Origin of the sequence: Dermacoccus sp. BD5, from assembly GCF_044878485.1 — a bacterium.
In the GTDB taxonomy this organism is placed as follows: Bacteria; Actinomycetota; Actinomycetes; order Actinomycetales; family Dermatophilaceae; genus Dermacoccus; species Dermacoccus nishinomiyaensis.
This window is the reverse complement of record NZ_JANJER010000002.1, coordinates 241243-255135: the sequence shown is the minus strand read 5'-3', so window position 1 is coordinate 255135 and position 13893 is coordinate 241243. Positions and strand designations below refer to the sequence as shown.

Annotated in this window: 14 protein-coding genes; 13 read left to right on the top strand and 1 reads right to left on the bottom strand. The window is 68.4% G+C overall.

Annotated elements, in window-relative coordinates; all coding sequences use genetic code 11:
- Positions 1–229: 229 nt before the first annotated feature.
- The 5 genes from NQ706_RS02790 to NQ706_RS02770 all read left to right on the top strand — a co-directional run bounded on the left by NQ706_RS02790 (position 230) and on the right by NQ706_RS02770 (position 5744).
- A complete protein-coding gene (locus NQ706_RS02790) occupies positions 230–1306 on the top strand; it encodes a DUF6350 family protein (RefSeq protein ID WP_150112777.1) in 1077 nt (358 codons plus the stop codon).
- Between the two features lie 60 nt (positions 1307–1366).
- Positions 1367–1753 (top strand): hypothetical protein, encoded by a 387-nt coding sequence (locus NQ706_RS02785; RefSeq protein WP_150112776.1) that lies wholly within the window; start codon positions 1367–1369, stop codon positions 1751–1753.
- Between the two features lie 616 nt (positions 1754–2369).
- Positions 2370–3065, top strand: coding sequence for a phosphoribosylglycinamide formyltransferase (gene purN / locus NQ706_RS02780; protein WP_051806072.1), 696 nt, complete (start codon positions 2370–2372; stop codon positions 3063–3065).
- A complete protein-coding gene (purH, locus tag NQ706_RS02775; protein WP_038569078.1) occupies positions 3058–4668 on the top strand; it encodes a bifunctional phosphoribosylaminoimidazolecarboxamide formyltransferase/IMP cyclohydrolase in 1611 nt (536 codons plus the stop codon). Before purN ends, purH begins: the two co-directional genes overlap by 8 nt.
- Positions 4669–4772: 104 nt before the next feature.
- Positions 4773–5744, top strand: a complete 972-nt coding sequence (locus NQ706_RS02770; protein WP_038569076.1) for a DMT family transporter — start codon at positions 4773–4775, stop codon at positions 5742–5744.
- Here NQ706_RS02770 and NQ706_RS02765 read toward each other — a convergent pair.
- On the bottom strand, positions 5722–6165 hold the full coding sequence (locus NQ706_RS02765; RefSeq protein ID WP_081873716.1) for an SGNH/GDSL hydrolase family protein: 444 nt from the start codon (positions 6163–6165) through the stop codon (positions 5722–5724). The two genes, NQ706_RS02770 and NQ706_RS02765, sit on opposite strands and share 23 nt — an antisense overlap.
- A gap of 350 nt (positions 6166–6515) precedes the next feature.
- Between NQ706_RS02765 and NQ706_RS02760 the strand changes: the two genes are divergently transcribed.
- The 8 genes from NQ706_RS02760 (at position 6516) to NQ706_RS02725 (ending at position 13876) form a co-directional block, all read left to right on the top strand.
- Positions 6516–7373, top strand: coding sequence for a bifunctional methylenetetrahydrofolate dehydrogenase/methenyltetrahydrofolate cyclohydrolase (locus NQ706_RS02760; protein ID WP_038569073.1), 858 nt, complete (start codon positions 6516–6518; stop codon positions 7371–7373).
- The gene (locus tag NQ706_RS02755; RefSeq protein ID WP_038569071.1) at positions 7370–7633 is read left to right on the top strand and encodes a DUF3017 domain-containing protein; all 264 of its coding nucleotides are present in this window, start codon (positions 7370–7372) and stop codon (positions 7631–7633) included. The genes NQ706_RS02760 and NQ706_RS02755 overlap by 4 nt, the downstream gene beginning before the upstream one ends.
- 411 nt (positions 7634–8044) lie before the next feature.
- Entirely contained in the window at positions 8045–9388 is a 1344-nt protein-coding gene (locus NQ706_RS02750) for a UDP-glucose/GDP-mannose dehydrogenase family protein (RefSeq protein ID WP_038569067.1), read from the top strand.
- Positions 9389–9501: 113 nt separating this feature from the next.
- Positions 9502–10311 carry an exodeoxyribonuclease III gene (locus NQ706_RS02745; RefSeq protein ID WP_288756508.1) on the top strand — a complete coding sequence of 270 codons (810 nt, stop codon included), beginning with the start codon at positions 9502–9504 and terminating at the stop codon, positions 10309–10311.
- A gap of 1 nt (position 10312) precedes the next feature.
- Positions 10313–11137 (top strand): hypothetical protein, encoded by an 825-nt coding sequence (locus NQ706_RS02740; protein ID WP_051806067.1) that lies wholly within the window; start codon positions 10313–10315, stop codon positions 11135–11137.
- 31 nt (positions 11138–11168) lie between these two features.
- Positions 11169–12011 (top strand): HAD-IIA family hydrolase, encoded by an 843-nt coding sequence (locus tag NQ706_RS02735; protein WP_038569063.1) that lies wholly within the window; start codon positions 11169–11171, stop codon positions 12009–12011.
- On the top strand, positions 12008–12508 hold the full coding sequence (locus NQ706_RS02730; RefSeq protein ID WP_051806063.1) for an NUDIX domain-containing protein: 501 nt from the start codon (positions 12008–12010) through the stop codon (positions 12506–12508). The genes NQ706_RS02735 and NQ706_RS02730 overlap by 4 nt, the downstream gene beginning before the upstream one ends.
- Before the next feature lie 147 nt (positions 12509–12655).
- A complete protein-coding gene (locus NQ706_RS02725) occupies positions 12656–13876 on the top strand; it encodes an NADP-dependent isocitrate dehydrogenase (RefSeq protein WP_038569061.1) in 1221 nt (406 codons plus the stop codon).
- Positions 13877–13893 lie beyond the last annotated feature (17 nt).

Sequence of the window (13893 nt, the reverse complement as noted above, 5' to 3'; positions counted from 1 at the left end):
GCGCGCGGGTGCCCGTGACGGCGTGGGTGGCGGCTCCCGCCCGCCGCGACAGAGCGCAGCGTCTCGTGACTCGGCGTCACGAGGTTCGACAGGACCGTCTCAACGAGATGCGGCGCGCACCGGGGCGAATGGTCGCTCGACGAACGAATCGCGACCGGCCGGGCGCCCGCACGTCCCGCTCGCCTTCGGGTACGGCATCGTCGCGGCGCTCGCGTCACTCGTCGTCCTCATGGTCCCGGTCTTCGCCGCATGGACGCTCGATGCACAGTCGACGTCGTCGTGGAACGACACACTCGGCGTCGCCATCGACCTGTGGGCGCTCGCACATCGCGGGCACGTCGTCGTCGACGGCATCACGGTCGTCTTCAGCCCGCTGCTGCTGACGCTCGGTTGCGTGCTCGCCGCTTGCTTCGGCGCGCGCGCGGCGTTCCCCGACGAACGGCTGCGCGCCGCGGACCTGCGCGCCATCATGCTCGCGTACGTCGGGGGATACGTGGTCGCGGCGCAGGTGCTCGGCATCGTCGCGGGGCTCGGCCACAGCCACATCCACTGGTGGTCGCTCATCGTGGGCCCGGCGCTCGTGGCCGCGCTCGGCGTGGCGTGGACGGCCTGGCACGAACGCAAGCACTCGCCCGAACTCGCGGCGCTCGACGAGGTCGTCGTCGAGGCCACCCCGCTGCTGTTGCGCCGTTCGCTGTCTGCGGGCCTGCGCGGCGCCGGCCTGTTCGCTGCGTTGTCGCTGCTGCTGCTCGTCGTGCTCATCGCCTGGCACGCGCCGCGCGTGTGGGCGGTTCAGCAAGCGCTCGCGCCCGGTGTCGTTGGCGGCTGCCTGCTCGTGCTGGCGCAGGTGATGGCCCTGCCCAACCTTCTCGCCCACATGGCGGGGTGGACGACGGGCGCGCCGTTCGAGGCGGGTGACGTCAGCATCGGCCACTCCGGGATGACGCCCGGCACCCTGCCGATGGTCCCCGTCCTCGGGGCGCTGCCCGACCACGTCGGGCCGTGGGCCTGGGCGGCGCTCGCCGTGCCCATCGGCGTCGGCGTCTTCATCGGCTGGGCCTCGGGCCGGGCACTCACCCGGTTCGCGAGTCTGCGTGCGAAGCTGACGGTCGCGGCGAGCGCCGCCGCCGTCACGACGGTGACGATGTGGCTGCTGTGGTGGTTCTCGACGGCTTCGGTGTCGCGCGGGCTGCTCGAGTACGCCGGCCCGTCGTGGCAGGCGTGGCTCGTCGCGCCGCTACTGCTCGTGCTGCCCGCGCTCGCGACGGCGGCGGCGCGTCACTGGCGTTCGAGCCACCAGAAGTGACGCGATGCACGTGGCCCGCGCGGCGGGATCAAATCGTCGTTCTCGATCGTTGGGAGTGCTGTGAGTGAGATGCCCCAGCTGCCGCCCGGTCTGCGCAACAACGTCCTGTCGCTGCGGTATCTGCTGCTCGGGTTCCTGCTGTCGTGGCTGCCGCTGCCCGCGTCGGGCCTGGCCGCCATCCCGTTGGCGTTGTCTCTTTTCTACGGCATCCGCTACCTGCGCGACGTGCGCCGCGCCGGCGTCGCGGGTGCGTTCGGGCCGAACCTCGTCGGCCTCGTGCTGACAGCGCTGCTGCTCGTGATGACGGCCGCGCCGCTCGTGCATTACGAACGCACGAAGAGCTATCAGGAGTGCCTGTGGGGCGCCAACACCAACCAGGCGCGCGAATCCTGCGAGAGCTCCTACAGCCAGAACCCCAACGAGGTCGAGAAGTTCTTCTTCAACTGACCTCGGCGTGGCGTGCTCGGCGTCATCGCCTGGTCTCGTGAGGGCCAGGGCCACCTCGAGGGCAGCATCGACGCGCCGCATGATGTGCGGTGGTAACCCACCCCGGGGTGCACGTGGTGGTCGTCGTAGAGCACCTCGATCTCGTCGCGGGGACGCTGCCGATGAGTTCTTGGCCCGCGCGATTCGCGCCGCTGAGCTCGATCGGGACGATGCTTGGCAGCGGCGGCTTCGTCGAGGTCGTGACGCGCACGACGAGAGCGATGCGCACATGGGTGTTACGGGCGTTGTTCGAGACGACGAGTCAGGGTTTCTCCCCGTGGCCGAGGTCGCGCCAGTAGATCTGGCCCCGGTGCATCGTCACCGCTGTGACCCTGCCGCGTGTTCGTCGTTCGATCGACGCCGTTCGCGCTGCTCGCGGCGCGCCCGATTGCTCCGGGCATGCTCGAGGTCGTCTCCTGTCTCGTGCGATGCGTACTCCGCATAGGCCGAGTCGAGCCGATATGAAGCATGAAATCCTTCGCCCATCACAGCAGGTCGCAGCCGTGCCTCACGAGCGGGCGCGTGCAGCTTTCCACCCCTCAGGACTACCGGGTTCGCAGTCGCTGCTTCGTCAAGCATGGTCGGTAGGGTTGTCCATGTGAGTGCCACGCCGCAGCTGCGCCCCGACACCCGACCGCTCGAGGTCGTCGTCCTCGTCTCCGGCAGCGGTTCGCTGCTGCAGGCGCTCATCGACGCAGAGGCCGACGCGGCCGCTCGCGGTCAGCGCTCGCCGTTCACGATCGTCTCCGTCGGTGCCGACCGCGAGTGCGCCGGTCTCCAGCGCGCGATGCTCGCAGGCATCCCGGCGTTCGTCGTCGACACCGCCCATTTCGCCGACCGCGACGCCTGGGACGAGGCGCTCGCCGACGCCGTCGAGCGCAGCTTCGACGACGACTCGGACGACCCCGATGCGCCGCCGCACCTCGTCGTCTCGGCCGGTTTCATGAAGATCTTGGGTGCGACGACGCTCGCGCGCCACACCGTCATCAACACGCATCCGGCGCTGCTGCCGAGCTTCCCCGGCGCGCACGGTGTGCGGGATGCCCTCGCCCACGGCGTCAAGATCACGGGTACGACGTGTCACGTCGTCGACGCCGGCGTCGACACGGGCCCGATCATCGCGCAGCGCGCCGTCGAGGTGCGCGCCGATGACGACGAAGACTCGCTCCACGAACGCATCAAGGTCGAGGAGCGCGACATGCTTGTGGACGTCGTCCGCAGGTTCGCACGTGGTTGGTCCATCAACGGCAGGACGGTTTTGATCAATGAGTGACGGTTTGCGCCCCATCAAGCGGGCCCTCGTCTCGGTGTACGACAAGACGGGTCTGGAGGAGTTGGTACGCGCCCTGGCCGACGCCGGCATCGAGATCGTCTCGACCGGTGGTTCGAGCAAGCTCATCGCCGGTCTCGGCATCCCGGTGACGCCCGTCGAGGAGCTGACCGGTTTCCCCGAGTGCCTCGAGGGTCGCGTCAAGACGCTGCACCCCAAGGTGCACGCGGGCATCCTCGCCGACTCGCGCAAGGACGACCACCTGGCGCAGCTGCGTGAGCTCGGCGTCGCACCGTTCGACCTCGTCGTCGTCAACCTGTACCCGTTCGCCGAGACCGTCGCGTCCGGCGCGAGCATCGACGAGTGCGTCGAACAGATCGACATCGGCGGCCCGACGATGGTGCGCGCGGCCGCGAAGAACCACCCCACCGTCGCGATCGTCACCGACCCGTCGCGCTACGACGACGTCATCACCGCCGTCAACGGTGGCGGCTTCACGCTGCAGCAGCGCACCGAGCTCGCGCGTGAGGCGTTCGTCCACACCGCGTCGTACGACGTCGCCGTCGCGACGTGGATGGGGGAGAACCTCGCCGGTTCGGACGACGAGGCGACGGGCGATCAGTTCCCCGACTGGATGGGCGCGACGTTCACGAAGGCCGCGAGCCTGCGCTACGGCGAGAACCCGCACCAGGGCGCGGCGTTGTACACCGCTGAGGGTCAGGCCGGCATCGCCCAGGGGGAGCAGCTGCACGGCAAGGCGATGTCGTACAACAACTACGTCGACGCCGACGCCGCCTACCGTGCCGCGTACGACCACGGCGACGCGCCGACCGTCGCCATCATCAAGCACGCCAACCCGTGCGGCATCGCCGTCGGGGCTGATGGCGATGACATCGCGGACGTGCACCGCAAGGCGCACGAGTGCGATTCGACGAGCGCGTTCGGCGGCATCATCGCGACGAACCGCCCGGTGACGAAGGCGATGGCCGAGACGGTGAAGGACATCTTCACCGAGGTCGTCGTCGCGCCCGCGTTCGACGACGACGCGCTCGAGGTGCTGACGCAGAAGAAGAATATGCGCCTCGTGACGGTGCCCGCGCCCGCTGCGGGTGGTTTCGACATGCGTCCGATCAGCGGCGGCCTGCTCGTGCAGGAGCGCGACCTCATCGACGCAGAGGGCGAGGACAAGGACGGTCGCACCACGGGTGACGACCCTGAGCGCTGGCAGCTCGTCGCCGGCGAGGCCGCGGACGAGGCCACGATGCGTGACCTCGAGTTCGCGTGGCGTGCGGTGCGCGCCGTGAAGTCGAACGCGATTCTGCTCGCCAAGGACGGTGCGTCGGTCGGTATCGGCATGGGCCAGGTCAACCGCGTCGACTCGTGCAACCTCGCCGTGACGCGTGCGGGTGCCGAGCGGGCCCGTGGTTCGGTGGCGTCGTCGGACGCGTTCTTCCCGTTCGCCGACGGCCTGCAGATCCTGCTCGACGCGGGCGTCCAGGCCGTTGTCGCGCCGGGTGGCTCCATTCGTGACGCCGAGGTCATCGACGCCGCGAACAAGGCCGGCGTCACCCTGTACTTCACCGGTACGCGTCACTTCGCGCACTGAGTGACACCTCTGATCGACAACCCCCAGATGGCGGGTTTGGCTCAAGATGGCCTGAACGTCGGCCACATCTTCGGCCAAACCTGCCATCGTCGCGGTGCCCTGCGATGACGCGTGACGCCAGAGCCTCCTCCGAGGCGCTTGCCCTCACTGCCGCGTTCTTCGGTGGGGCGTGCCTGTCGTTGCAGGCGCGCTTCAACGGGACGCTCGGTGAGCCGTTGTCCGAGCCGCTCGTCGCGGCGGTGTGGAGCTTCGGTTCGGGGCTCGCGCTGCTCGTGCTGACGCTCGTCGTGCCGAGCCTGCGCCGCGGCGCCGGTCGGCTCGTCGACGCGATTCGGGCGGGGCGTCTGCGCTGGTGGGAGTGCCTCGGCGGCGTTCTCGGCGGTGCGTTCGTGGCGGTGCAGACGAGCACGGTCGCCATCCTCGGGGTAGCGGTCTTCATCGTCGCGAGCGTCGGTGGCCGGGCACTCGGCGGGCTGCTCGCCGATCACGTCGGTGCCGGCCCCAAGGGGCGCACGCCGATCACCCCCGCTCGCGCGCTCGCCGGAGCGTTCGCCGTCGTCGGGGTCGGCATCACGGTGAGCGGCCAGCACGTCCCGGGTGGCATCGCGATCCTGCCGGCCCTCGCCGTCATCATCGCGGGCGTCATGACGCAGTTCCAGCAGGGTCTCAACGGGCGCGTCAGTGCGCGGGCAGGTAGTTCGTACGCGACAACGCTGCAGAACTTCCTCGTCGGCGTGATCGCTCTCGTGGTGTTCGCCGGTGCGCGCGTGCTCCTCGGCTTCACGCAGTGGCAGTGGCCGCACGACGCTCCCTGGTGGGCGTGGCTCGGTGCGCCGCTGGGCATCGCGTTCATCGGGTTGTCGGCGTGGGCGACGGAGCACATCAGCGTGCTCGTGCTCGGGCTCATGGGCATCATGGGGCAGCTCGTCGCGGCGCTCGTCATCGACCTGCTCGACCCGGTGGCGGGCGAAGGTGTCGGTGTGCGCACCGTCGTCGGCATGGTCGTCACCGCTGCGGCGGCAGCCATGGCTGCACGCTCCGGTGGCCGACGGGCTACTTCAGACGCGCGTTCGTGAGCTCGGCGAGGCGCTTGTAGCCCGCGTCGTTGGGGTGCAGGCCGTCAGGGCTGATCCACTCAGGGTGACCGGTGAGCGGGAAGTCGAGATCCAGCCACGTCGCACCTGAGCTGCGCACCACGGGTGCGGCGGCATCGCGCAGCCGTACGAGGTCGGGTGGGGGAGAACTCGCCGGTCCGATCGGTGCGATGACGACGACGCGCGCCTCGGGGACGTGCTTCTTCACCGCCGCGGGCGTCTCGCGCAGGCCCTCGACGATGGTCGCCGTCGGCACGCCGCGGGCGACGTCGTTCCATCCGCCGGAGATGATGACCGTGCCCGGCTTCGACGCTGCGGCTCTGCGACCTGGGAAGCGTAGTGCTGCGTCGGACGCCCCACGTCGTAGCCCATGCCAGACACGGCGACGTTGATCTCGTTCCACCCGCGCTCAGCGCTCAGGACGGTGGTCCATCGCTTGTCCGGTGAGCTCGCCTCCGAGCCGGCGGAGTAGCTGTCGCCGACGAAGGCCACCACGGGGCGTCCGCTCAGGCTGGGTGAGGGCGCGTCGGCGACCGGGGCTGACGAACGGCGGTCGACGACGAGGAACAACGCCACGACGAGCACCCCGACGACGAGTGCCACGAGCGCGGGAACGCGCCACGCCACTCGCCGCTCGGCACGCTCGTTTCATACGACGACCGTACGCGTGAGCCCAGGTCGATCACGAGCGTCCCGTCACACCCCGGTGTGAGCGCCGACCGCGCGCCCGGGGCGTCTGGCAGGATTGGGGCCATGACTGCGACGACGCTCGACGGCAAGGCCACCCTCGCGACGATCAAGGGCGAACTGCGTGAGCGCATCGCTGCGTTGAAGGCGCGCGGCATCACGCCGGGCCTCGGCACGGTGCTCGTCGGCGATGACCCAGGCTCGCAGTGGTACGTCAACGCCAAGCACAAGGACTGCGCGGAGGTCGGCATCACCTCGATCCGCAAGGATCTGCCGGCCACCGCGACGCAGGCCGAGGTCGAGGCCGTCATCGACGAGCTCAACGACGACGAGAACTGCACGGGCTTCCTCATCCAGCAGCCGACGGGTCTCGACGAGGTCGCGCTGCTCTCACGCGTCAAGCCGGAGAAGGACGTCGACGGTCTGCACCCGGTCAACCTCGGCAAGCTCGTGCTCGGCGAGGAGGCGCCGCTGCCGTGCACGCCGATGGGCGTCATCGAACTGCTGCGCCGTTACGACGTGTCGCTGAACGGTGCGGAGGTCGTCGTCGTCGGGCGTGGGCTGACGGTGGGGCGCCCGCTCGGTCTCATCCTCACACGTCGCAGCGAGAACGCGACGGCCATCCTGTGCCACACCGGCACGAAGGATCTCGCGGCTCACACGAAGAACGCGGACGTCATCGTCGCCGCCGCCGGTGTGCCAGGGCTCATCACGAAGGACATGGTCAAGCAGGGTGCCGCAGTGCTCGACGTCGGAGTCAGCCGCGTCGACGGCAAGGTGGCCGGTGACATCGCACCGGACGTCGCGGAGGTCGCCGGATTCATGTCGCCGAACCCCGGCGGCGTCGGCCCGATGACGCGTGCGCTGCTGCTGACGAACGTCGTGGAGGCCGCCGAGCGTGAGGCCGAGGCTCGGGGTCGGTGAGTCACTTCAAGCTCGGCGTCCCGTGGCTCGTCGTCGTGTTGCCGGTCGCGTTGGGCCTCGCCGTCGTCTTCGGCGGGCATGTGCGTGTCGGAGGCATCCTCATGGCCGTGGGTCCGCTGCTGGGGGCGATCATGCGCGCCGTCTTCCCCGAGCGTGTCGTGCCCGATCTCAAGGTGCGTTCGAGGGGCACGGACGTCGCGTTGTACGCGCTCGGTGCGATCGTCACCTTCGTCGCCTTCACGGGCGTCAAGCTCGGTTAGGTCGCAGCCGATGACACGTCCCTCGGACGTCGAGGTGAGCGTCATCATCCCCGTCCGTGAGGCGAGCGAGCGAGGCCGTGCAGCTGAACGTGCTCGGCGCGCCGCCGTTCACGTAGGACGAGCTGGATCGTGCACTCCGCGATGTGTGGGCGACGCTCGCAGGGTGGCTGCCGCGGTATCTCGCGCAACCCGATCAGGTGACGCCGATGCCGCAGGGGGACGTGCCCGGTGTTGCTCGGGTGCTCGTTCGGTGTGCGGCGCAGTTTCGCACGCGTACCCGAGATGCCGAAGCGGACCGACGAGTGCGTAAGCGCGCCGTCTGGTGAACGCGCGACGAACAACGACGCGGTGACGGGGGCCGCGCGCGGCAAATGAGCGTCGCAGCAGGGGCGGCACCCTAGAATCTGCGGCATGGGTTTGAAGATCTCGGTCATCGGCACGGGCTATCTGGGCGCGGTGCATGCGGCGTGCATGGCTGAGTTGGGTCATGACGTGGTGGGTGTTGATACGGATGTGTTGAAGATCGAGGCGTTGGCGGCGGGGCGTAGTCCGATCTTCGAGCCGGGGTTGCCGGAGTTGTTGGTGAGTGCGCGGGCGTCGGGTCGGTTGCGGTGGTCGACGGACATCGCTGATGTGGCGGATGCTGATGTGCATTTCGTATGTGTGGGGACGCCGCAGAAGCCGGGGGAGTATGCGGCGAACACGGATTATGTGTTCGGTGCGTTCGCGTCGTTGGCGCCGCACATGAAGGCGGGGTCAGTGGCTGTGGGTAAGTCGACGGTGCCGGTGGGGACGGTGCCGCGCGTGCTGGAGGTGCTGCAGGCCGGCGTGTGTGAGGGGGTGGATGCGCGTCTGATCTGGAATCCGGAGTTCTTGCGTGAGGGATTCGCGGTGAAGGACACGTTGACGCCGGATCGGTTCGTGTATGGCGTGGAGAGGGAGTTCGCGGAGGCGAATGTCGCGCGTCTGGATGAGGTGTATGCGCGGGCGTTGGCGGCGGGTACGCCGCGGTTGGTGACGAATTTCGCGACGGCTGAGTTGGTCAAGGTGAGCGCGAATGCGTTCCTCGCGACGAAGATCTCGTTCATCAATTCGATGGCTGAGGTGTGTGAGGCGAGCGGCGGTGATGTCGTCGCGCTCGCGGATGCGATCGGGCATGACGAGCGCATCGGGCGTAAGTTCTTGGGTGCGGGTGTCGGGTTCGGTGGGGGGTGCTTGCCGAAGGACATTCGTGCGTTCATGGCGCGTGGTGAGGAGCTCGGCCTGGCGGAGTCGGTGGAGTTCTTGCGGACGGTGGATGCGACGAACGTGCGTCGTCGTTCGCGGGTGGTGGAGCTCGTGCGTGACGTGCTGGGTGAGGACGTCGTGGGGGCGCCGGTGGCGGTGTTGGGGGCGGCGTTCAAGCCGAATTCGGACGATATTCGGGATAGTCCGGCGTTGGACGTGGCTGAGCGTCTGGTGGCGTTGGGTGTGGATGTGCGGGTGCATGATCCGGAGGCACTGGCTGTGGCGCGGGCTCAGCGTCCGGGGCCGGGTTATGTCGACACGGTTGATGAGGCGTTGGTGGGGGCGCGGGTGGTCGTGTTGTTGACGGAGTGGCAGGTGTACCGCGATCTCGACCCGGCCGATGTTGCTGAGCAGGTCGCGGGTCGTGTGCTCATCGATGGGCGGAATGCGTTGGATCGGCAGCGGTGGGCTGAGGCGGGTTTCACCGTCCACGCCCTCGGCCGCCCGACGATACCCCCCGCGAGCTGACCTCTTCCCCGCGTCCAGATGCACGCGGGTGCACTTGGACGCAGGGTTTCGGGCTGGGCGCGGTTGTGGTCGGTGGGTTCGACACGATCATGCGGCCTTGAAACGATGAGCCCATGCGAGTGATCACGGCGAACGTCAACGGCATCAGGGCAGCGCGGCGTCGCGGGGGTCTGGAGTGGTTGGCGCAGCAGGAGCCGGACGTCGTCGCCATGCAGGAGGTGCGCGCGTCGGCGAAGCAGTTCGCGACCGCACTCGACGGTTCGGCTCTCGCCGAGTACGAACTCGCGCACGCCGAGTCGGCCGCTGCGGGCCGTGAGGGCGTCGCCATCCTGACGAAGCATGCGCTCGCGTCGTCGAGCTGCGTCATCGACGGCTTCGACGAGATCGGCCGCTGGGTGGAGGCTGACGTCGTCGTCGGCGGTCGCACTGTCACGATCGCGAGCGTCTACGTGCACACCGGCGAGGCGGGCACCGACAAGCAGACTGCGAAGTACGCCTTCCTCGACGCGCTGGAGGCGCGGATGGCGCAGCTCGTTGGTCGTCCGGCGCTCGTCATGGGCGATTTCAACGTCGCGCACACGGTGAACGACCTCAAGAACTGGAAGGGAAACCGTGGCAAGGCCGGGTTTCTCGAGGACGAGCAGGCGTACCTGACGCGGCTCACCCAGAACGGCTGGGTCGACGTCGTGCGCGCTAATCACGGCGACGTGCCGGGCCCGTACTCGTGGTGGTCGTGGCGCGGAAAGGCGTTCGACAACGACTCCGGGTGGCGCATCGACTACCAGTTCGCGAGCCCGACGCTCGCCGCTGTCGCCCGCGAACCGTGGATCGGGCGCGCCGCAGCCTACGATCAGCGGTGGAGCGACCACGCGGCGGTCGTCGTCGACTACGACCTCGCCGCGCTCGAGACGACGGGGGAGTGACGTGAGCGAACCGCGCGACGCCGCGTCGTCGGGCGAACCGGCACAGGCTCACGAGGCCGTCGAGCCCGTCACGCCCGGGCAGTGGGGCACGCTCCGCACGCGCTCCGATCAGCGACGGCTCGCGCAGGTGCAGGCCGCGAAGCGCGAGCGTGAGGGAGCGCGAGCCCGCCCGGACGTTTCGCTCAGCCTCGATGCTGGGCCGGCGCCGGTTCGCCCTCAGCAGGCGGGCCATGAGGTCGACAGCCTGGCCACCGGGGATGATCGCGAGACCTTCACCATCCTCGGCGTGTGCACGGGAAACGTCTGTCGCTCACCGTATTTCGAGCGTGTGCTGGCTGCCGACCTGGCGGGCCTGCCGGTACGCGTCGAGGGCGCCGGGACGGGCGCGTTGCTCATCGAGAGGATGTCATCGGGGACGCAGGTTCTCCTGCGTGAGCGCGGCCTCGACGGCGCGCGCTACCGTCCGCGTCAGGTGACGCCCGCGCTCGTGCGCGAGGCGGACCTCGTGCTGGCAGCGTCGCGCGAGCATCGGCGCGTCCTCGTCGAAGAGGCGCCGACGGCGGCGTCGCGCATCTTCGCGTTGCTCGACTTCGCCGACGTCTGCGCCGAGGCGCCCCTACCCCGAGCCAAGGGCGTCGACGGGCTGCGCGAGTTCGTCGCCAATTCGACGGCGGGCAGCGTCGAGCGTCACAGCACTCGATCGGACGTCGAGGCGGAGATTCTCGACCCGTTCCGCCAGGGCCCCGAGGTCTTTGCGAGGATGGCGGCGCAGGCCGATCCGGCGCTTGCGACGGTGGCGGCGGCCGTTCGTCGCATCATGGGTTGAACGATTCGGCACGACAGTGAAGGATGAGCGGATGAGCAACCACCACGCAGTGGAGTGCTGGCTGACGGACATGGATGGCGTTCTCGTGCATGAGGAGCGCGCCATTCCGGGGGCTGCGGAGTTCTTGCAGGCGTTGCAGGAGACGGGGCGTCGTTTCCTCGTCCTGACGAACAACTCGATCTACACCCCGCGTGACCTCCGCGCCCGCCTGCAGGGCAGCGGCATCGACATCCCCGAAGAGGCGATCTGGACGTCGGCGCTCGCGACGGCGCAGTTCCTCGCCGATCAGCGCGCCGGTGGCAGCGCGTACGTCGTCGGTGAGGCGGGGCTGACGACGGCGCTCCATAACGTCGGCTACACGATGACGGAGCGAGACCCCGACTACGTCGTGCTGGGGGAGACGCGCACGTATTCGTTCACGGCGATCACGCGTGCGATCCGTCTCATCGAGGGTGGCGCGCGGTTCATCGCGACGAACCCGGACGTCACGGGCCCGAGCACGGAGGGGCCGTTGCCGGCGACGGGGTCGATCGCGGCGCTCATCACGGCGGCGACGGGCGTCAAGCCGTACTACGTCGGCAAGCCGAATCCGCTCATGATGCGCAGCGCGCTCAACCGCATCGATGCGCACTCGGAATCGACGGTGATGATCGGTGACCGCCTCGACACGGACGTGCGCAGCGGCCTCGAAGCGGGGCTGCGCAGCATTCTCGTGCTGACCGGTTCGACGAGGCCCGATCAGGTCGACCGGTACCCATTCGTGCCGACGCGCATCTGCGATTCGATCGCCGACGTCGTGCCGCTTGTCCACGAGCTCGCGCCGCACCCCGACGACGACGTCATGGGGTACGGCTCGCACGACGAGGCCGTATGACCCAATTCGCCGAGACGTACCTCGGACGCTTGCGCGCCCTCGTGGGGTCCCAGCTCATCCTGATGCCTGGCGCCCAGGTGGTTCTGTTTGATGCGGGTAGCCACGTTCTGATGCAGCGACGCGCCGATTCAGGCCAGTGGGAGTTTCCGTCCGGTTCAGCCGAGCGTGGGCAATCTTTCGCCGACATCGCGATCACAGAACTGGCCGAGGAGGCCGGGGTGCTCGTGCGAGAGGACGAGCTCGAGCCCTTTGCCTGCCTGTCCGATCCGAAGGTCACGCATCTTCGTTACTCCAATGGCGACCAGGTGCAGGCGTTCGCCTTGTGCTTTGTTGTGCGCGTAGCACAGCGTCCGCCGGCCTGGGGCGCGGACGGTGAAGCCGCAGAGCACACGTGGTGGCCGCTGGCCGGCCTCCCCACCTCTCTTGACCGGACTGCAGGGGCAACAGCAGCGCACCTGCGCGCATATCTGCGCAGCGGCTCTTTCCAAGTGGGGTAGGAGTGCCCCGAGACGGCCGCCGGGGTAGGTGATGACACAGGCGTTCGGGCTGCCACGCCTTCGTCTTGGGGAGGTCGCCCACGTAGCGATAACCTGAGGCAAGCGAACATTCGTCGCACCAACTGATCGAAGGAGCCAGCACAGGCCATGGAGAAGATCAAGGTCAAGAACCCCATCGTCGAGCTCGACGGTGACGAGATGACGCGCATCATCTGGCAATTCATCAAGGACCGCCTGATCCACCCGTACCTCGACGTCGACCTCAAGTACTACGACCTCGGCATCGAGAACCGTGACGCGACGGACGACCAGGTCACCGTCGACGCGGCGAACGCGATCAAGCAGTACGGCGTCGGCGTCAAGTGCGCGACGATCACGCCGGACGAGGCGCGCGTCGAGGAGTTCGGCCTCAAGGAGATGTGGAAGAGCCCCAACGGCACCATCCGCAACATCCTCGGTGGCGTGATCTTCCGCGAGCCGATCATCATCAGCAACGTGCCGCGCCTCGTGCCGGGCTGGACGAAGCCGATCATCGTCGGCCGTCACGCTCACGCCGACCAGTACAAGGCGCAGAACTTCAAGGTGCCCGGTGCCGGCACCGTCGAGATCTCCTACACCCCGGCCGACGGTGGCGAGAAGCAGGTCTACGAGGTCGCCGAGTTCCCCGAGTCCGGCGGCGTCGCGATGGGCATGTACAACTACAACAAGTCGATCGAGGACTTCGCTCGCGCGTCGTTCAACTACGGCCTCGAGCGCAACATGCCCGTCTACCTGTCCACGAAGAACACCATCCTCAAGGCGTACGACGGCGCGTTCAAGGACATCTTCCAGGACGTCTTCGACCGCGAGTTCAAGGCCGAGTTCGACAAGCGCGGCCTCACGTACGAGCACCGCCTCATCGACGACATGGTCGCCTCTGCGCTCAAGTGGGAGGGCGGCTACGTCTGGGCGTGCAAGAACTACGACGGTGATGTGCAGTCCGACATCGTCGCGCAGGGCTTCGGCTCGCTCGGCCTCATGACGTCCGTGCTCATGACGCCCGACGGCAAGACGGTCGAGGCGGAGGCCGCGCACGGCACCGTCACGCGTCACTACCGTCAGCACCAGCAGGGCAAGGAGACGTCGACGAACCCGATCGCGTCGATCTTCGCCTGGACGCGCGGCATCGCCAAGCGTGGCGAGCTCGACGGCACACCCGAGGTGACGAAGTTCGCCGAGACCCTCGAGCGCGTCTGCGTGCAGACGGTCGAGGAGGGCAAGATGACGAAGGACCTCGCGCTGCTCATCAGCAAGGACCAGCCGTACCTCAACACGCAGGACTTCCTCGCCGCCATCGACGAGAACCTCAGCAAGGCCATGGCTGCCTGATCACAGCGGTCTCGCCG